17 protein-coding genes are annotated in these 19021 nt (G+C 60.6%); 13 read left to right on the top strand and 4 right to left on the bottom strand.

What is annotated here, in order from left to right; genetic code table 11:
• The first annotated feature begins 66 nt into the window (after positions 1 to 66).
• The 9 genes from F8N80_RS02515 (at position 67) to F8N80_RS02555 (ending at position 9475) form a co-directional block, all read left to right on the top strand.
• Positions 67 to 684, top strand: a complete 618-nt coding sequence (locus F8N80_RS02515) for an NUDIX domain-containing protein (RefSeq protein WP_150783157.1) — start codon at positions 67 to 69, stop codon at positions 682 to 684.
• Complete coding sequence (locus F8N80_RS02520) at positions 675 to 1127, top strand: DUF1249 domain-containing protein (protein WP_150743889.1); 453 nt, start codon at positions 675 to 677, stop codon at positions 1125 to 1127. The genes F8N80_RS02515 and F8N80_RS02520 overlap by 10 nt, the downstream gene beginning before the upstream one ends.
• 99 nt (positions 1128 to 1226) lie before the next feature.
• Positions 1227 to 2042 (top strand): 3',5'-cyclic-AMP phosphodiesterase, encoded by an 816-nt coding sequence (gene cpdA / locus F8N80_RS02525; RefSeq protein WP_150783158.1) that lies wholly within the window; start codon positions 1227 to 1229, stop codon positions 2040 to 2042.
• 203 nt (positions 2043 to 2245) lie between these two features.
• Complete coding sequence (locus tag F8N80_RS02530) at positions 2246 to 2854, top strand: YqiA/YcfP family alpha/beta fold hydrolase (protein WP_150783159.1); 609 nt, start codon at positions 2246 to 2248, stop codon at positions 2852 to 2854.
• A 41-nt stretch (positions 2855 to 2895) separates the two neighbouring features.
• Entirely contained in the window at positions 2896 to 4800 is a 1905-nt protein-coding gene (gene parE / locus F8N80_RS02535; protein WP_150783160.1) for a DNA topoisomerase IV subunit B, read from the top strand.
• Complete coding sequence (locus F8N80_RS02540) at positions 4800 to 5789, top strand: esterase-like activity of phytase family protein (protein ID WP_150783161.1); 990 nt, start codon at positions 4800 to 4802, stop codon at positions 5787 to 5789. The genes parE and F8N80_RS02540 overlap by 1 nt, the downstream gene beginning before the upstream one ends.
• Positions 5786 to 6310 (top strand): retropepsin-like aspartic protease family protein, encoded by a 525-nt coding sequence (locus tag F8N80_RS02545; RefSeq protein WP_150783162.1) that lies wholly within the window; start codon positions 5786 to 5788, stop codon positions 6308 to 6310. The genes F8N80_RS02540 and F8N80_RS02545 overlap by 4 nt, the downstream gene beginning before the upstream one ends.
• A 7-nt stretch (positions 6311 to 6317) precedes the next feature.
• Positions 6318 to 8585, top strand: a complete 2268-nt coding sequence (gene parC / locus F8N80_RS02550; RefSeq protein WP_150743895.1) for a DNA topoisomerase IV subunit A — start codon at positions 6318 to 6320, stop codon at positions 8583 to 8585.
• A 176-nt stretch (positions 8586 to 8761) separates the two neighbouring features.
• Complete coding sequence (locus tag F8N80_RS02555; protein ID WP_150783163.1) at positions 8762 to 9475, top strand: PqiC family protein; 714 nt, start codon at positions 8762 to 8764, stop codon at positions 9473 to 9475.
• A gap of 252 nt (positions 9476 to 9727) precedes the next feature.
• Here the strand turns inward: F8N80_RS02555 and F8N80_RS02560 are convergent, their stop codons facing one another.
• Positions 9728 to 11251, bottom strand: a complete 1524-nt coding sequence (locus tag F8N80_RS02560; RefSeq protein WP_150743897.1) for an AhpA/YtjB family protein — start codon at positions 11249 to 11251, stop codon at positions 9728 to 9730.
• A gap of 134 nt (positions 11252 to 11385) precedes the next feature.
• On the opposite strand from F8N80_RS02560, the gene serB reads away from it, so the two are divergent.
• Positions 11386 to 12600 (top strand): phosphoserine phosphatase SerB, encoded by a 1215-nt coding sequence (gene serB, locus F8N80_RS02565; protein ID WP_128872850.1) that lies wholly within the window; start codon positions 11386 to 11388, stop codon positions 12598 to 12600.
• Between the two features lie 147 nt (positions 12601 to 12747).
• On the opposite strand, the gene F8N80_RS02575 is transcribed toward serB, so the two are convergent.
• Positions 12748 to 14535, bottom strand: coding sequence for a molecular chaperone (locus F8N80_RS02575; RefSeq protein ID WP_150783164.1), 1788 nt, complete (start codon positions 14533 to 14535; stop codon positions 12748 to 12750).
• A gap of 180 nt (positions 14536 to 14715) precedes the next feature.
• Between F8N80_RS02575 and F8N80_RS02580 the strand changes: the two genes are divergently transcribed.
• Positions 14716 to 15117 (top strand): lectin OAA family protein, encoded by a 402-nt coding sequence (locus tag F8N80_RS02580; RefSeq protein ID WP_150743899.1) that lies wholly within the window; start codon positions 14716 to 14718, stop codon positions 15115 to 15117.
• A gap of 55 nt (positions 15118 to 15172) precedes the next feature.
• Here the strand turns inward: F8N80_RS02580 and asd are convergent, their stop codons facing one another.
• Positions 15173 to 16033, bottom strand: coding sequence for an archaetidylserine decarboxylase (gene asd, locus F8N80_RS02585; RefSeq protein WP_150743900.1), 861 nt, complete (start codon positions 16031 to 16033; stop codon positions 15173 to 15175).
• Between the two features lie 18 nt (positions 16034 to 16051).
• Entirely contained in the window at positions 16052 to 16867 is an 816-nt protein-coding gene (gene rhdA, locus F8N80_RS02590) for a thiosulfate sulfurtransferase (RefSeq protein WP_150743901.1), read from the bottom strand.
• A gap of 267 nt (positions 16868 to 17134) precedes the next feature.
• Here rhdA and motA point away from each other — a divergent pair, with 267 nt between their 5' ends.
• Both motA and motB read left to right on the top strand, forming a co-directional pair.
• Complete coding sequence (gene motA / locus F8N80_RS02595) at positions 17135 to 17986, top strand: flagellar motor stator protein MotA (protein WP_150743902.1); 852 nt, start codon at positions 17135 to 17137, stop codon at positions 17984 to 17986.
• A gap of 3 nt (positions 17987 to 17989) precedes the next feature.
• The gene (gene motB, locus F8N80_RS02600) at positions 17990 to 19018 is read left to right on the top strand and encodes a flagellar motor protein MotB (protein ID WP_150783165.1); all 1029 of its coding nucleotides are present in this window, start codon (positions 17990 to 17992) and stop codon (positions 19016 to 19018) included.
• Positions 19019 to 19021: the final 3 nt, after the last annotated feature.

Raw genomic sequence — 19021 nt, forward strand, 5'->3', positions numbered from 1 at the left:
GGTCGCAGGCGCGTTAGGATGGCGCGAAGTCGAGGCTGGAGCCTCGGTGTAGAAACGAGGATTGTCATGACTGATGTTGCCAACGCCATTCCGACCGCCGTTGAGATCGTTCGGCGCGAAAAGTGCTTCGAGGGCTTTTACAAGCTCGACCGCGTGCACTTGCGCCACGAATTGTTCGCTGGCGGCATGAGCCCCGAGATCAGTCGTGAAGTGTTTGTGCGCCATGATGCGGTGTGCGTGCTGCCTTACGATCCGCTGCGCGACGAAGTGGTGTTGATCGAGCAGTTTCGCGTTGGCGCCATGGGCAAGATCGACAATCCGTGGCTGGTCGAACTGGTCGCTGGTCTGATCGATAAGGATGAAGAACCGGAAGAAGTTGCTCACCGCGAAGCGCAGGAGGAAGCTGGGCTTGTATTCGGGGCGCTTTGGCCGATGACCAAATATTTTCCATCGCCGGGCGGCAGCAATGAATTCGTGCATTTGTACCTGGGGCGCTGCGACAGTACAGGGGTCGGCGGCCTGCATGGGCTGGAGGAAGAAGCAGAAGATATCCGTGTCACGGTCTGGGCCTTCGAAGATGCCCTGCAGGCCGTACGCGATGGGCAAATTGCCAACGCGGCCAGCATCATTGCCTTGCAATGGTTAGCTTTGAACCGCGCTGAAGTGAGGGGGTTATGGTCGTAAACAAGCTGCGCGATCGCTATCGGGTCGACCTCGTGGGGCTGCAAGCGTCCTGCGAGGCCAACTACGCGCGCCTCATGCGACTGTTGCCGGACATGCGCAACGAGCCCGCGGCGCGGCGCATTGCCGTGACCCATGGCGACCAGATGCTCGGCGTACTGGCCCTGGAGGTGCTGCAGGTCTGTCCGTACACCACGACCCTGCAAGTGCGCCAGGAACACAGCCTGCCATGGCTGCCGGTGCCACAACTGGAAGTTCAGGTCTATCACGACGCGTGCATGGCCGAAGTGGTCAGCGCCGAACATGCACGACGCTTTCGCGGCATCTATCCTTACCCGAACGCCGCGATGCACCAGCCTGACGAAAAGGCCCAGCTGAATATGTTTCTGGGCGAGTGGTTGAGCCATTGTCTGGCGTTGGGGCATGAGTACGAAGTCGTGCGCTAAGGGTGAACGGCATCCGGTTCACGGATTTCCTCTTTTGATCGTCCCCCAGCATAATTGCGGCACTCATCCAATCCCGTGATTCAACCCTGGGAGAACGCCTTGCCAAGCGTATCCACATTGACCACCGCCGATCCGGCGTTGCTGGTGCAACTCTCCGACAGTCATCTGTTTGCCGGGGCGGATGGCACGTTGCTGGGCATGAACACGCGTGACAGCCTGCAGCAGGTCATCGAACTGGCCAGGCTGCAACAGCCGCGCATCGACCTGATCATTGCCAGTGGCGACATTTCCCAGGACGGTACGCTGGAATCCTATCAGCAGTTCCGCGACCTGACCCGCCAGCTCGATGCACCGGCGCGCTGGATTCCCGGCAATCACGACGAGCCACGGATCATGGCCGAGGCTGCCGTGCAGAGTGCATTGCTGGAGCCCGTGGTGGATGTCGGTAACTGGCGGGTCACGTTGCTGGATTCGGCGGTGCCGGGCTCGGTGCCGGGGTATCTGGAGGTTGAACAGTTGCAGTTGCTCGCTCGCTCGCTGAGCGAGGCGCCGGAGCGGCATCATCTGGTGTGCTTCCACCATCATCCGGTGCCGATTGGCTGTGCGTGGATGGAGCCCATTGGATTGCGCAATCCAGAGGCGCTGTTTTCGGTACTGGATCGATTCCCGCAGGTGCGTGCTGTTTTGTGGGGGCATGTGCATCAAGAGATCGACCGGGAGCGTAATGGCGTGCGGTTGATTGCCTCGCCGTCGACCTGCATTCAGTTCGAACCGGGGAGTGATGATTTCAAGGTCAGTGACCAGGCGCCGGGGTATCGGTGGTTGCGTCTTCTGCCGGGTGGCGAGCTCGAAACCGGCGTAGAGCGCGTGACAGGCTTCGATTTCCAGGTCGATTACGGCTCTGGCGGCTACTGACTTTTTTGTCACTCGGTAAGACCGAGTCGCGGCCATCGCGGGCAAGCCCGCTCCCACAGGGTTCTGTGGCGTTCACAAATCCCTGTGGGAGCGGGCTTGCCCGCGATGGCGTCCGCTAAGGCGACACGAATTCCATGGCTATCCCCGATTCCCCCCGACACCCTGTAAACTGCGCCTCTTTACCCGACGCACAGGGAGCTCAAATGTCCGGTTCGATCCTTTATATCCACGGTTTCAACAGCGCGCCGGCGTCGAACAAGGCCACTTGGTTGATCCAGGTAATGGACCGGCTGGGTTTGAGCGATCAGTTGCGCGTTCCATACTTGCATCACCATCCTCGTGAAGCCATCGGTCAGCTGGAACAGGCGATCGAGGAGCTCGGGCGGCCATTGCTGGTCGGCAGCTCACTCGGCGGCTACTATGCGACTCACCTGGCCGAGCGCCATGGTCTCAAGGCTCTGTTGATCAACCCTGCCGTCAGCCCGCATCGGATGTTCGACGGGTATCTGGGGGCGCAGAAAAACCTGTATACCGATGAGGCGTGGGAATTGACCCACGACCACGTGGCGGCCCTGGCCGAGCTGGAGGTGCCAGCGCCCCAAGACCCGCAGCGGTTTCAGGTGTGGTTGCAAACCGGCGACGAAACCCTGGACTACCGACTCGCCCAACAGTATTACCGGGCCTGTGCCTTGCGCATCCAGGCTGGCGGCGACCATGGTTTCCAGGGTTTTGCCGAGCAACTTCCGGCAATGCTGAGTTTTGCCGGCATCGGCGCAGATTTGTATCAGGCGATTGATTTCACTGCACTGTGAACCGTCGCCCCTTTTCACAGAACATTTGACGACGAGACCCCATGGCCACTCCCAGCGCTAGCTCTTATAACGCAGACGCCATCGAAGTCCTCTCGGGCCTCGACCCGGTGCGCAAACGCCCCGGCATGTACACCGACACCAGTCGGCCGAACCACCTCGCCCAGGAAGTCATCGACAACAGCGTCGACGAAGCCTTGGCCGGGCATGCGACCTCGGTGCAGGTCATCCTGCACGCCGATCACTCTTTGGAAGTCAGCGATGACGGCCGTGGCATGCCGGTGGACATTCACGCTGAAGAAGGCGTGTCGGGCGTCGAGCTGATCCTCACCAAGCTCCATGCCGGCGGCAAGTTTTCCAACAAGAACTACCAGTTCTCCGGCGGATTGCACGGTGTGGGTATTTCGGTGGTCAACGCCTTGTCGAACGCAGTCCGGGTGCGTGTAAAGCGTGACGGCAACGAATACCAGATGACTTTCGCCGATGGTTACAAGAAAACCGAACTGGAAGTGATCGGCACCGTCGGCAAACGCAACACCGGCACCAGCGTGTTCTTCGCGCCGGACCCTAAGTATTTCGATTCGCCGAAATTCTCCATCAGCCGCCTCAAGCATGTGCTCAAGGCCAAGGCGGTTCTGTGCCCGGGGCTGCTGGTCAGTTTTGAAGACAAGGCCTCCGGCGAGAAAGTCGAATGGCATTACGAGGACGGCCTGCGTTCCTACCTGGTGGACGCGGTCAGCGAATTCGAGCGCCTGCCCGACGAGCCGTTTTGCGGCAGCCTGGCCGGTAACAAAGAAGCGGTCGACTGGGCGTTGCTGTGGTTGCCGGAAGGCGGCGACAGCGTCCAGGAAAGCTATGTCAACCTGATCCCGACGGCCCAGGGCGGGACTCATGTCAATGGTCTTCGCCAAGGCTTGCTCGATGCCATGCGCGAGTTCTGCGAGTTCCGCAGCCTGCTGCCGCGCGGCGTGAAGCTGGCGCCGGAAGACGTCTGGGAGCGCATCGCCTTCGTCCTGTCGATGAAAATGCAGGAGCCACAATTCTCCGGCCAGACCAAAGAGCGATTGTCATCCCGTGAAGCGGCGGCATTCGTTTCCGGCGTGGTCAAGGACGCCTTCAGCCTGTGGCTCAACGCCCACCCGGAAACCGGCATGCTGCTGGCGGAACTGGCGATCAACAACGCCGGCCGTCGTCTCAAGGCCAGCAAGAAAGTCGAACGCAAGCGCATCACGGCGGGGCCGGCACTGCCGGGCAAACTCGCCGACTGCGCCGGGCAGGACCCGATGCGTTCCGAGCTGTTTCTGGTGGAAGGTGATTCCGCCGGTGGTTCCGCCAAGCAAGCTCGGGACAAGGAGTTCCAGGCGATCCTGCCGTTGCGCGGCAAGATCCTGAACACCTGGGAAGTCGACGGCAGCGAAGTGCTGGCCAGCCAGGAAGTGCACAACATTGCCGTGGCCATCGGTGTCGATCCGGGCTCGGCGGACATCGCCCAGCTGCGCTACGGGAAAATCTGCATCCTCGCCGACGCCGACTCCGACGGCCTGCACATCGCCACCTTGCTCTGCGCGTTGTTCGTCCAGCATTTCCGCCCGTTGGTGGATGCCGGTCACGTCTACGTCGCGATGCCGCCCCTGTACCGTATCGACCTGGGCAAAGAGATCTACTACGCCCTGGACGAAGCCGAGCGCGATGGCATCCTCGATCGCCTGGTGGCCGAAAAGAAACGCGGCAAGCCCCAGGTCACCCGATTCAAGGGTCTGGGTGAAATGAACCCGCCGCAGCTGCGTGAAACCACCATGGATCCGAACACCCGGCGCCTGGTGCAGCTGACGCTGGACGATTTCGAAGCGACCTCGGAAATGATGGACATGTTGCTGGCGAAGAAACGTGCCGGCGACCGCAAATCCTGGCTGGAATCCAAAGGCAACCTGGCCGAGGTCCTGGGCTGATGCGCCGAGGCTTTGCCTTGGTGTGTGCGTTGCTGCTGACCTCGATGACGGTGGCTGCGCCGTCGGCGCCAGAGTTGCGCCTGTTGTCCGCACATGCCGTCGATGGCATGCGCGGCGGCAACCTGTCCGGGCTGGCCCGGTGCGGCAAGGATTTGTGGACCGTATCCGACCGGGATGACGACCGGATTTACCGACTCGATACCCAAAGCCCTGTCTGGCAAGCCGAAGCCATACACATCGATGTACCCGCGGTACCTGATAGCGGATTGCCCTGGGGCCTGCGTTCGCGGACCTGGGCGGCCTCGTTTGCCCGTGGCGGAGATCTGGATTTCGAAGGCATTACCTGCGACAACGCCGGTAATCGCTACATTGTCAGCGAGTCTCATGCGGCGGTGCTGCAAGTGCCGCCAACGGGACCCGCCTCCTGGCTGAAGATCTCGCCACTCCTGGTTCGCGAAGCACGGGCCAGTGGCATGTTGCTGCAATTCAATGCGTTGTTCGAAGGCTTGGCAATCAATCCCGAAGGTGACCAATTGTGGCTGGCCGCCGAGCGTGAAAGCCGCGGATTGCTGTTGATCAAGCGCCAGCAAACCGTCTGGGACTGCGATGGCGGCTGTGTGCTGCTGAGCGAGGCCGGAAAGGAAATGCAGCCCCCCCAATTCCCCGGCGCCAGGGCGATGCCGCGGGACTTTGCCGATCTGTCATTGTTCGACGGCAAGCTGTTCACCCTTGAGCGCAATGTCTTCCAGATCTGCCGTCGCGACGCGCAGACGGCCAAGGTCGAGCGCTGCTGGTCGTATGCCGCCGAGGCGTTGCAGGAAAACCGGCGTTATCCACAAGCCTATGGCCTGGAAGAAGCATTGATCGTGGACGCCGACGGTGCCTGGATTGGCATCGACAACAACAACGGTATGCGCGCCGATGGCGAGGTCCGTCCGATCGTCATGCGCTTTGCCGCGCCTGAGGGCGGCTGGAGTGCCAAGTCATGAGTCAGCAGCCGCCGGGCAAGCGCATCGGCCGGGTGTTGATGGTGCTGGCCTGGTGCGCCGCGCTGTTTCTGGCCACGCGGTTTTTCGGGCAGTGGGAGCAGCGGCAGCAGAATCCAAACGCCGTTGTCAGCTCGGAGCAGGGCGCAGGTTTTATCGAAGTAAAACTGCTCGGTAACAGTCAGGGACATTTTGTTGCCAGCGGCCAGATCAACGGTCAGCCGGTGGATTTCATGCTCGATACCGGGGCAACCGATGTGGCCATCCCCGGCGGTATGGCCGAACGGCTGAAGCTGGAGAAGGGCTTCGCAGTGACCTTGAGCACGGCCAGCGGCCGTGCCGAGGGCTATCGAACCCGTATCGAGCGCCTGCAACTGGGCGACATTGTGCTGCGCGATGTGCGCGCCCTCGTCGTGCCAGGCCTGGAAGGCAATCAAGTGCTGCTCGGGATGAGCGCGCTGAACAAACTTGAATTTACCCAGCGCGGTGGCACCATGCTGCTGCGCCAGACAACGAACCGATGAGGCCCGCATGAGCGACTCCCTTGATCTCAGCCTGGACGGTGTAGAACGCCGGTCACTGGCTGACTTCACCGAAAATGCCTACCTCAACTACTCCATGTACGTGATCATGGACCGCGCCTTGCCGCATATCGGCGACGGCCTGAAACCAGTACAGCGGCGCATCATCTACGCGATGAGCGAGTTGGGGCTGGACGCCGATTCCAAGCACAAGAAATCGGCGCGTACCGTCGGTGACGTGCTCGGTAAATTCCATCCCCACGGCGACTCGGCCTGCTACGAAGCCATGGTCCTGATGGCCCAGCCGTTCAGTTACCGCTACACCCTGGTCGACGGCCAGGGCAACTGGGGTGCGCCGGATGATCCCAAGTCCTTCGCCGCCATGCGGTACACCGAAGCGCGGCTGTCGCGTTATTCCGAAGTGCTGCTCAGTGAATTGGGTCAGGGCACGGCGGACTGGGGGCCGAACTTCGACGGTACCCTCGACGAGCCCCTGGTGTTGCCGGCGCGTTTGCCGAATATCCTGCTCAACGGCACCACCGGCATCGCCGTGGGCATGGCCACCGACGTCCCGCCGCACAACCTGCGCGAAGTCGCGACCGCCTGCGTGCGCTTGCTCGATGAACCCAAGGCCACGGTCGAACAGCTCTGCGAACACATCCAGGGCCCGGATTATCCGACCGAAGCGGAAATCATCACGCCCCGGGCCGATTTGCTGAAAATCTACGAAACCGGCAAGGGCTCGGTACGCATGCGTGCCGTGTACCACATCGAAGACGGCGACATCATCGTCACCGCGCTGCCGCATCAGGTCTCTGGTGCCAAGGTGCTGGAACAGATCGCGGCGATGATGCAGGCCAAGCCGTCCAAGGCGCCGCAGATCGCTGACCTGCGCGACGAATCCGACCACGAAAACCCGTGCCGGATCGTGATTATTCCGGGCGCCCGGAAAAACTTTGACCATGACGCCTTGATGCAACACCTGTTCGCCAGCACCGAGCTGGAATCTAGCTATCGGGTCAACATCAACATCATCGGCCTGGACGGCAAGCCGCAGCTGAAGAACCTGCGCGCGCTGTTGGTGGAATGGCTGGCATTCAGGGTGCAGACCGTGCGTCGCCGCCTGCAATTCCGCCTGGACAAGGTCGAGCGCCGCCTGCACCTGTTGGACGGTTTGCTGATCGCCTACCTCAACCTGGATGAAGTGATCCACATCATCCGCACCGAGGAGCACCCCAAAGCGGCACTGATCGAGCGTTTCGCCCTGAGTGAAATCCAGGCCGACTACATTCTCGATACCCGCTTGCGTCAGCTGGCGCGACTGGAAGAAATGAAGCTGCGTGCCGAGCAGGATGAGCTGCTCAAGGAACAGGCCAAGCTGCAAGCCCTGCTGGGCAGCGAAGCCAAGCTGAAAAAACTGGTGCGCACCGAGCTGCTCAAGGACGCCGAAACCTACGGCGACGACCGTCGTTCGCCAATCGTCGAGCGCGCCGAAGCCAAGGCGCTGACCGAGCACGATCTGCTGCCGAACGAGAAAGTGACCGTGGTGCTGTCGGAAAAAGGCTGGGTGCGTTCCGCCAAGGGCCACGAAATCGATGCCACCGGGCTGTCCTACAAGGCCGGGGATGGTTTCAAGGCCTTGGCGCCCGGGCGTTCCAACCAGTTTGCGGTGTTTATCGACTCCACTGGCCGCAGTTATTCGGTGGCCGCGCACACCTTGCCATCGGCCCGTGGCCAGGGCGAGCCGTTGACCGGCCGTCTGACGCCGCCGCCAGGGGCGAGTTTCGAATGCGTGCTGATGCCGGAAGACGATTCGCTGTACGTGATTGCCTCCGATGCCGGTTACGGTTTTGTGGTCAAGGGTGAAGACTTCCAGGCCAAGAACAAGGCTGGCAAGGCCCTGTTGAGCTTGCCTAGCAATTCGAAAGTGATTCTGCCGCGCCCGGTAGCTGATCGTGAGAATAACTGGCTGGCCTCGGTGACCACCGAAGGTCGGCTGCTGATCTTCAAGATCAGCGATCTGCCACAATTAGGTAAGGGCAAAGGCAACAAGATCATCGGTATTTCCGGTGAGCGTGTGGCCAGTCGCGAAGAATATGTCACGGACATCGCCGTTCTACCGGAAGGCGCCACATTGGTGCTGCAAGCCGGAAAACGTACCTTGTCGCTGAAAGCAGACGACCTCGAACACTACAAAGGTGAGCGTGGCCGTCGTGGGAACAAGTTGCCACGTGGCTTTCAGAGGGTGGATGCGCTGCTCGTCGAAAACCTCAATTAAGCGTCCTAGAGCGCTCGATCTACGATTTAACGCGTAGATCGACGCATTGGCGCTGGAGTCGGAACGCATATTCACGGATGATATGGCCTTTCAAGCGCCGGCGTGGTCGAGCGTTCTTCATATTTTTTGAGTATTTTCACTGTGGTTAGCCTTGTGGCAACCACCTGGATGAGACGATGACTGTTCTGCGCCTTCCATTTATTTTGATGCTCGCCGGGGTCCTTGGCCTGGCGGGTTGCAGCGTTCACCAACCGGTGTCGCTGTATCAGCTGGACAGCGGAAGTCCGGCTCAACCTGCGCAAAGCGCGGGCATGGCGGTATTACTGGGTCCGGTAACCGTTGCCGATTATCTGCAACGCGAAACCTTGCTGCAGCGTCAGCCGGATGGGAGCCTGCAAGCTTCGGTGGATGGTCGTTGGGCAGGCAGCCTGTCTTCGGACATCGACCAGCTGTTGCTGCGTCAGGTAGCCGGTCACCTGGACAGCCAGCGCGTGGTGCTGGCGCCGGCGACAGTAGGCTTCACGCCGGATGTTCAGGTTCTGCTGACCATCACTCGTCTGGACTCGGGTGAATCGCAACCGGCGATCCTCGATGCGCAATGGCGTTTGATCGACCGTCGTGGTCAGGTTCGCGATAACCGCATCATTCATCTGCAGGAACAGCATGCCGGCGGTACGGCGGCGCAGGTTCAGGCTCAGGGTGTGTTGCTGCAGCGTCTGGCCGAGCAGTTGTCGGTGGCGCTCAAACCGCTGGCCAACCAGCCGCCGATCGCTGAAGTGCCGCGCAAGCCTGCAGCCAAGGCGGCGGCACCGACGGCCGAGCAGGAGAAGCAACCGAAGATCCCGATGGCTTCGCCGATCCGGACGGATATGGAAGTGTTCAGGTTTTAAGCCTGGAATGATTCAACACAAAGCCTGCAGTGATGCGGGCTTTGTTGTTTCTGCGGGTTGGAGATCTTCAGTGCCTGTAATGTCGCCTTCGCGGGCAAGCCTCGCTCTTACAGGTATCGTGTCGTTCACGCGATGTAGGTCCTACTCGATACCCGTAGGAGCGAGGCTTGCCCGCGAAGAGGCCGGCACAGGCAACAAAAAAGCCCGCGGACGATCACTCATCCGCGGGCTTCTTCACATCAGGGTTAACGCTTAAGCCTGGCGCTCATGCATCCGCGCCAGTTGCCGTTCGAGCATCGACGGATAAGGCTCCATCAGCCGCTCTACACAGCACGCGCCTTCCGGACTGGCAATCGGCCGGATCCGCGCACGCTGACGGATCAACGCGTCGTCACTGATCCTGCGCTCCACCAACAACAGGTTGCGGCTGTGTTGTGACAGGGCCAGGGCGTCCTGGGCCGTTTCGGTCAGCAGCAGGTCAATCTGGCTCAGGCCGAACAATTCGTCGCCCAGGGTCAGCCCCAACTGCAATTGCAGGGTGATACCGCTGTCGGCGACTTCGATCTGCAACTGATGCCCCAGAGCCCGCAGCAACTCACCGCAGCAAATGGCATTGGTCAGGTAATCGTCACCGCTGTCTTCGCTGTGAAATAGCATCAGCGTGCTGCCGTCGTTCAGGGTATGCAGTTCACTCTGGTAGAGCGACGCGGCCTGATCGAGGCAATCGCGATAGCGTTTGAGCAGTTCTTCCAGGCGTGCCCGGGGCAGGCGGCGCAACTGATCCTGTGCGCCCAGTTGCACGGCGAGCACGGCACTGTGTTGCGGCACGTTCGATGGCTTCGGTTTTACCGGCGGTTTCGGCGCGCTGTCCGTCGAGTCATCACGCAGGTCGGCAAACGGGTCGTCATCGTCATCCTCGACGGTGCTGACAATGCGCCGCGGCGCAGGCTTCAAGGCGGCTACCGGGCGACTTTCGTCAAAGCTGGGGTCGCGCAGGTTGCGCACTTCAAAGGCAGGATTGGTCTCTTCGTCGTCATCGATCTCGTCGAACTCAGGCTCCGGTACAGGTTCCGGTTCAACCGGTTCCGGTGCGAAGTCCGCGTGCAACTGGCGAGCGAGGTCGCCGATTTCATCCTGGCGCTCGGTGCCTGGCGTGTATTCGTCGATATTGCGCAGCCACACGCGCAATTGCATCAGCGGCGTGGAAAGGTTACGCCCCAGGCGCAGGCTCAGGGCCAACGACAACGCCAGCAGAATGGCACTGAGAATGCCCATGCTTTGCAGGCTGATGGTCATCGGCTGCTGGAATTGATCCATGTCCAGGCTGATGCGCAGTTGCCCGGCGGTCACGTCCTGAAAGGTGATCTTGCTCTGGTACATGCCCTCGGCTTCGCCCAGCAGGCTGTGCTTGGGGCGCTGACCGGCTTCGGCGAGGATGCGGTTATCCACGCTGTAGATGGCGGCATGGGCCACCAGCTTGTTTTTGGTCAGGTTGTTGAGCAGGACGTTGAGACTGAGGATGTCATTGGACACCAACAGCTCAGTGGCCGACGTGGCTGTCTGGGTGGTCAGGCTTTCACCCAGCGCATCCGCCTGCTCATGCATGGCCTGCTTGAACTGCAAACCCATCACGCAGGCATAGATCACCAGGGCCAGAGCGACCAGGATCACGTTATGGCTGGCGATGCGCAATGCAATCGGTACACGGCGGTGGCGCAGTGCACGGAAGATCAGCAGAAAGAAGTTATCGGTTTTTATTGGCGTGGGCCGGTTCACTTGAGCTCGGCTCTTTGTCCGGGAAGTTGACGCGCAGTATAGCGACAGGCCCTGGACCGGCAAAGCGCTCACGGTGCCCGATGGTCACTGAATGTGGGTAGAATGCGGTTTTTTTCCACCTGCGGGGGTGCGCCTTGCGCGAAATCGTCCTGATAAACATCACGGGAGTCGACCGTCCGGGTCTGACTGCGGCCATTACCGGCGTTCTGGCCCAGGGTGGTGTGAACATTCTCGACATCGGTCAGGCGGTCATCCACGACACCTTGTCGTTCGGCATCCTGGTTGAAATCCCTGACACCGAGCAAGGCAAGTCGGTGCTCAAGGACATCCTGTTCACGGCTTACAAGCTCGATCAACAGGTGCGTTTCACGCCGGTGTCCGAAGAGGATTACCAGCAATGGGTCGGCAATCAGGGCAAGAAACGCCACATCGTGACGCTATTGACCCGCAAAGTGACTGCCGAGCAATTGCAGCGAGTCAGTTCGATCACTGCCAAGTACGGCCTGAACATCGACCACATTGACCGACTGTCCGGGCGTATGCCGCTGGATACCCCGGCCGATCAAGGCAAGGGCTGCATCGAGTTTTCCGTGCGTGGTGAAGCGGCTGATCCGCAAGCGTTGCGGGCGGAATTCTTAAGCGTTGCCCAGGAACTGAACGTCGACATCGCCTTCCAGGAAGATTCGCTGTTCCGCCGAAATCGCCGCCTGGCGGTGTTCGACATGGACTCGACGCTGATCGAAGCCGAAGTCATCGACGAACTGGCCAAGGCAGCCGGTGTGGGTGACCAGGTGTCCGCCATCACCGAGCGGGCGATGGCCGGCGAGCTGGACTTTCGCGCCAGCTTCAAAGAGCGCCTGGCCTTGCTGCAGGGCCTGGACGTTAGCGTGCTGGACTCGATCGGCGCCTCCTTGCGCCTGACCGAAGGCGCGGAAACACTATTCGCCGAACTCAAGCGCCTGGGCTACAAGACGGCGATCCTGTCGGGTGGCTTCACTTATTTTGCCAAGCAGTTGCAAGCCAAACTGGGCATCGACTACGTGTTTGCCAACGAACTGGAAGTGGTCGATGGCAAGGTCACCGGCGTGGCGGTTGAACCGATCGTCGATGCGCAGCGCAAGGCGGATCTGCTGAAGGAACTGGCGCACAAGGAAGGTTTGCGTCTGGAGCAGACTATCGCAGTCGGCGACGGCGCCAATGATTTGCCGATGCTGGCGATTGCCGGGCTGGGCGTGGCGTTCCGGGCCAAGCCGCTGGTGAAGCAGTCGGCGAAGCAGGCGATTTCCACCCTGGGGCTGGATGGTGTGCTGTATCTGTTGGGCTTTCGGGATCGTGACGGGCAGCTCTGAGTCTTCGATTGTCTGAGCGGGCCCCTTCGCGAGCAAGCCCGCTCCCACATTTGATCTCTGGTGTGCACATAGGGTGCGTCCACAGAAGAACTAATGTGGGAGCGGGCTTGCTCGCGAAGGGCGCGCCGCGGTGTTAAAGACTCACCCTCAAAGCGTCTTCCACAACGAATCAAATTCCTGCTCGATACCGACCACACCGCTCCCCACGGCCTCGACGTTTGCGACCGTCTCCTGCAAGCGATAGGCAAACTGATTGAAACTGTGGGTGCTCGCCACTCGCCGCTCCAGCCCGGCCCGGCGTTCCTCGCCGTTGGTATTGATCACCACTTGGTGGCCTTCCTGAAAGGGCAGGCGCGGAGCGAGCAACGTCGGCGGCAGGTCTATCGCACTGATGGCCGGCAATAACAAGCCGCGCAGGTATTGGCTGTGATCGCCATGGTCACGCAGCAGTTGCAGCCCGCAAGGTTCGGCGTAAGGCGCGACCTGCTCGATGCCCATTTGCGTACCACCGCCACGCACCTGACGGATCCAGCGCACCATAGCGATGCTCCAGCCTTGACCTGCAGAATCCTCGATGCCCACCATTTCGCCCGCCTGTAGCTCGGCGGGCACTGCGCCTGACCAGGCCAGGCAATAACCGCCAGGACTGTGATTGATCACGGTCAAGACATAAGTCGGATAGTGTCGATTGCGGTCGGGTGCCTCATGGCTGTCGTCGCTCTGAAGCTGCGGGTATTCGATTTCTTCGTAGGGCAACAGATCGCCCACGTTGCCATGGGGCGACGCGCCAAAGACAGGGCTCCACAGGTCTTTTACCCGGCTTGCAGGCGATATTGCCGAGAACTGCGCCAGTCGGGAGCCCGAGCGTTTCAGGATGTCGCTGAACGAACGTTGCCCGCCCAGATAGAAGTGCAGCGCGCTCATGCCGATGCACAGGGTCAAGGTGCCTTGACCGACAGTGCGCTGGAAGCCGCGCTCGGCCGTCTGGCCCCAGGCCGCATGGAGGTGTTGCAGGGTATCGAGGCTCACCCCTGCAGGTACTGGCAGCGGTGTCGAGCTGTCGGTCTTTTGCAAATGCGTTTCGATGGCTGCGACCAGCGACTGCGGATCAATCCCCAGCAGGCTTGCCTGCTGCTCGGGTTGAAATCGGGAGTGATATCGAGGTCCGGTGTCGATATCCGACGCGATGGCAAACAATCCATCGGACCGCTTGCCGGGTTGCAGTTTGATCCATTTACTCCAGGGTTCCAGCACTTCGGCAACCCGGGCAATCTGGTTCTGCCGCAGTTGGTTGCAACGGGCGGCACCCAGAAGCAAAGCGACGACGTAGGTCTGTTCGATGCTTAGCGTTGGCGTCTGGCTGGCCAGTTCGTCGCGCAAACTCAGGTACTGCAGCTGGTGTGTACAGGCGATCCGATACAGCTGATGCAGCTCCAGCCACAACCCTTGCGGTACCGGGCAATACAGCTGGGTGGCGCGGACCAAGGGTCCGTTGAGGCAGTGAATCGCCCGTTGCAACGCCTGGGTCAGCAGCGGCGCACGGTCCTTGCTGAAGCGCGGGGAAATGCGCACGACAATCTGTTTATAGCCAATCGCCAGGTGATTTTGCAGTGCCTGGCAGAGGTTGGCGATCTTGCGCGAACGTTCGTCGAGGACAATCGACTGATGCAGGAAATGCCGCTCCAGGTGTTTGCAGACGTAATACACCTCGGGCCTTAGCAGCTCGAGCAGTTGCAGGCGGTTATCGCTGGGTGTCAGGAGCTGATTGAGTTCACTCAAGCCTTGATAGAGCTGGCGAGCGGTTTCGCCGATGTTGGCTTTAGGCAGATTGGCAATCCAGCGCTTGAGGTCGCGCGGGGTGGCTTCACAGAACGTCAGGCGCAACTGCTTGGGGGTGGGCGCGCGTAGCAAGAGGTGGGGAGCGGTTTCATTCATGCCGTGGACAAGCTCCAACAGGGAAAGTAGTGCAGGGTAAGGGGATTACCGTTTGTCTGTCAGCCAGATGATGTCCGGGTGTGCTACTACTCTGACAGTCGTGCGACTGGATACGCACAGTCGTACGGCCTGCTGCAGGCGCAGGGCAGGTCTCTTCGTAACTTCAAGGAGATGAGGTTCATGTCTAAATACGTAGTGGCAAATCAATGGGGCGGTAGTTCGGCACCCTGGCATCCAGGTGGAGACTGGGTACTGGGCGCGCGGGACAACCAGAACGTCGTCGCGATCGAAATCAAATCGGGCGATGGCGGGAAGAGCTTCACCGGTACCATGACTTATGCCGGCGAAGGTCCCATTGGCTTCAAGGCTCAACGCACGGGCCAGAACCAGTACAACGTTGAAAATCAGTGGGGTGGCAACGATGCCCCATGGCATCCGGGTGGCAAATGGGTCATCGGGGGCCGGGATAATCAGAACGTTGTCGCGTTGAGCGTGACCTCCAAAGACGGAGGGAAAAACCTCAGTGGCACCAATACCTACGCCAATGAAGGACCGATCGGCTTTCGTGGCCAGATAGAGTAACGGCACCACCGAAATGTCCGACCTCGCGAAGACGTTCGCGAGGTCGGATCATGCATCAGGCTGTTGGCAGACCCATGCCCTGGCCCATCTGCACCGGCGAACCGGCCGCCAGTTCTTCAGCCCACTTCACCTGGTCCGGCCCGAATAGCACCACGGCGGTCGAGCCCAGTTTGAAGCGACCCAGTTCTGCACCTTTTTCCAGATGGATCGGCGCACGGGCCGCTTCGTCGTAGCGGAAGGTTTTCAGCTCGCGCTTGGGTGGCGTGACCAGCCCGGCCCAGACAGTTTCGATCGATGCCACAATCATGGCGCCCACCAGCACCACGGCCATCGGCCCGCGCTCAGTGTCGAAAATGCACGCCACACGTTCGTTGCGGGCAAACAGTTCCGGCACGTTTTCGGCGGTAGTCTGGTTGACGGAAAAAATCCGCCCCGGAATGTAGACCATCTCGCGCAGGGTGCCAGCCAATGGCATGTGCACGCGGTGATAATCCTTCGGCGACAGGTAAATGGTGGCGAAATCGCCGCCCATGAATGGCGCGGCATTGGCAGCGTCACCGCCGAGCAACTCCAGCACGCTGAAGCTGTGACCCTTGGCCTGGAACACGCGGCCGTGTTCGATCGGGCCGAGTTGGCTGACGGCACCGTCGGCGGGGCTGAGGATGGCGCCCGGCGTCTGGTCCAGCGGACGGGCACCCTCTTTCAAGGCGCGCGTGAAGAACGCATTGAAGTGCTCGTAAGCGGTGAGGTCTTCGACCAGTGCCTGGGACATGTCCACCTGATAGCGCTTGGCGAACCACGCCGTAAAGGCATTCTTGAACCAGCGCACGCGGCATTCGGCAATGCAGCCGGCCAGTCGCGACAGCACATGGTGGGGCAGCAGGTATTGGCTGAGGATAAACAAACGCTTATTCATTGACGGTCCTTAAAAACCTTAATGCTCTACGGGAGTATCGGGATGGTTGCCCCATTCGCCCCATGAACCGGCGTAGCCTTTGACCCGCGGATAACCGAGGGATTTGGCCACCAGATAGGTGAAGCCAGAGCGATGGTGAGTCTGGCAGTGGGTAATCACTTCTTTGTCTTTGCTGATCCCGAGTTGCTCCAGGATCTGCGGCATGTCCGTGCGAATGCGCAGGTGACGTGCCGGATCCATGCCCGCGGTCCATTCGAAATTGACCGCGCCGGGGATATGCCCTGCCTTGGCCGCCAGGACCTTCTCGCCGGAGTACTCCAGCGGCCCGCGGGCGTCCCAGATCGCCAGGTCGGCCGCGCCGAGACGGCTTTGCAGGTACTCGCGGGTCGCGGTGGGTTCGTCGTGCAACGTCAGGGGGACCGGGCCGCCGACCGCAGCCGGGATCTGGATCGACATGGGCAAACCTTCCGCCAGCCAGGCCTGCAGGCCGCCGTCGAGATAGTGGTAGTTGCCATGGCCGATGACATCCAGAAGCCAGATAAAGCGCCCGGCCCACCCGCCGCCTTCGTCGTCATAGACGACGTAGACCGCATTGGGGTTGTGTCCCAGTTCGCCGAACAATGCTTCCAGCGCCGCGTGAGTCGGCAGCAGGCCTGGGGCAGGCGCGTGCCCAAGTTGCGTGCGCTTCGGATCGACAAAGCGTGCGCCGGGAATATGCCCTTCGGCATAGCGGGCACTGCTGGTCAGGTCCACCAGGATCAGTTCGCGGGACTCGAGACGGGCGAGCAGGTCGCTTGGCTCGATCACCAGGGTCAAGCCAGAGAAGTCAGACATGTGAGGTCTCCAGAGCACAAAGGGATGGATTGTAGCGCAGCCTTGACCCAGCCTTCGAGTGTGCTCGGTTGCGGCGTTGGAGCGTTTGTTTCGTTAGCCATGCCTGGGCGCGATCATCGTCTGCATTACCTATGCCCGGAGCGGGCCAAATTGGCTTTTAACCTGAACGGGCTATAGTCTGGCGCAGTTTTGCCGATAAGGAGAAGAAGAGATTTTTCAACCCCCGAATATGACCTTGAACCCGACTCAGTAAGTGCTCCCCACCCTATGGCTAAAATAATCGGCATCATCGTCGTATTCGCGAGCGTGCTTGGCGGATATGTGCTCTCCCACGGCAAAATTGCCGCCCTGATTCAGCCCTTCGAGGTGCTGATTATCGGCGGCGCGGCCCTGGGCGCATTCCTGCAGGCCAACCCCGGTCACATGACGAAGCGCGTGTTCAAGAAGTCCTTGGGCATGTTCAGCTCGCGCTTCACCCACACCTTCTACCTCGAGGTGCTGGGGCTGATCTACGAGATCCTCAACAAGAGCCGCCGCGAAGGCATGATGGCCATCGAAGGCGACATCGAAGATGCCGCCGCGAGCCCGATCTTCGCCAAGTACCCGGCGGTCCTGAAAGATGAACGCATGACGGCGTACATCTGTGATTACCTGCGCATCATGTCGTCCGGCAACATGGCTCCCCATGAGCTGGAAGGCTTGTTCGACATGGAGCTGTACAGTCTCAAGGAAGACCTGGACCACCCCTCCCATGCCGTGAACGGCATTGCCGACGCCATGCCCGGCTTCGGTATCGTCGCGGCGGTATTGGGTATTGTGGTGACCATGGCTTCCCTGGGTGATGGCGATCAGCAAGCCATCGGCGTGCACGTCGGTGCGGCGCTGGTGGGTACCTTCTTCGGTATTCTGGCAGCCTATGGTTTCTTCGGCCCGCTGGCCCACTCCCTGGCCCACGATGCCAAGGAAGAATTGAACGTCTACGAAGCCATCAAGGCCTCGCTGGTCGCTTCCGCTTCCGGCATGCCACCATCGCTGGCGGTGGAGTTCGGCCGCAAGGTGCTGTACCCGGCGCACCGTCCCAGCTTCGCTGAGCTGGAACAAGCGGTTCGCGGTCGCTGAGTCATGGAAAATAACCAGCCGATCATCATCAAGCGCGTCAAGCGCTACGCCGGCGGGCATCATGGGGGCGCCTGGAAAATCGCCTTCGCCGACTTCGCGACGGCGATGATGGCGTTCTTCCTGGTGCTGTGGCTGCTGTCCAACGCAACGCCTGAGCAGAAGATCGCCATCGCCGGTTACTTCAAGGACCCGATCGGCTTTACCGAAAGCGGCACGCCCTACATCATCGACTTGGGTGGTTCGCCGACCCTGGCACCGGAAACCACGCTCAATCCCGAGGTCAAATCCCAACCTCAGCCGGACAAGGTGACCATCGAGACCGAACAGGCCGATGGCATGGCCGAGCAGGTCGAGAAGGAGCGCCTGGAACTGCTGCTGCAAGAGTTGCAGAGCAAGGTTGATGAAAATCCTCAGATGCACAAATTCAAGGACCAGATCCAGTTCGAGATCATTGCCAATGGTTTGCGCATCCAGATCATGGACGCGGAAAACCGGCCGATGTTCGACTCGGGCAGCGCTCGTTTGAAACCCTATTTCGAAGACATTTTGCTGGCCATGGCCGACACCATCAAAGCGGTGCCGAACAAGATCACCATTAGCGGCCACACCGATGCCCAACCCTATGCGGGTACCGGCGATTTCGGTAACTGGGAACTGTCGGCCAACCGTGCCAACGCTGCCCGCCGTGCGCTGATAGCCGGCAGCTACCCGGAATCGCAAGTGGCGCGAGTGGTCGGCTATGCCTCCTCGGCACTGTTTGATCGGGACAACCCGTTCAACCCGGTCAATCGCCGTATCGACATCGTGGTGCTGACCAAAAAAGCCCAGCGTGCCATAGAAGGCGCGCAAGGTGCGGAGCCTGCGCCGGAACCGACGCCAGGGCAGGGCGCCCCGGGTGAAGTGCCGGCCACACCCGTCGACCCGAATGCGTTGCCTGCAGATAAAGAGCCGTTACCGGCGCATGAGCTTCGCGAGCGTTTGAATCTGTTCGATGACCCGGCGCCGAAACCGGGTGAGCCGCCCAAGCCGTGACCC

Source organism: Pseudomonas fluorescens (assembly GCF_902497995.1).
Lineage (GTDB): Bacteria > Pseudomonadota > Gammaproteobacteria > Pseudomonadales > Pseudomonadaceae > Aquipseudomonas > Aquipseudomonas fluorescens_BK.